General features: G+C 36.1%; 1 protein-coding gene. It reads left to right on the forward strand.

From position 1 onward, the window contains the following. On the forward strand, positions 1-302 hold a 302-nt coding region (locus Q0873_RS18215), incomplete at both ends, for a tetratricopeptide repeat protein (protein ID WP_299110228.1).

Consider the following 302-nt stretch of genomic DNA (forward strand, 5'->3'; position numbering starts at 1 on the left):
AATGAGCACATCAAACCCAATTCAGAAAAAGCTATAAAATACTTGACTCCTTGCGTTGAAAAAGGAAATGCAGATGCACAATACCTATTAGGAAGTATTTACGACTTACAAAAAACAGAAGAAAATTATGCGAAGGCTTTCGAATTGTATAGGGCTTCTTCTGAGCAAGAAAATGCATTGGCTATGACCAGCCTTGGCGTTTTATATAAGTATGGTAGAGGATGTAAACTCAATTACAACAAGGCTAGAAAGTGGTTTAAGAAAGCCGCAAAATTAGGAAATGACAAAGCTGCCTATAGTTT

The organism is uncultured Tenacibaculum sp. (assembly GCF_947498805.1).
Classification (GTDB): domain Bacteria; phylum Bacteroidota; class Bacteroidia; order Flavobacteriales; family Flavobacteriaceae; genus Polaribacter.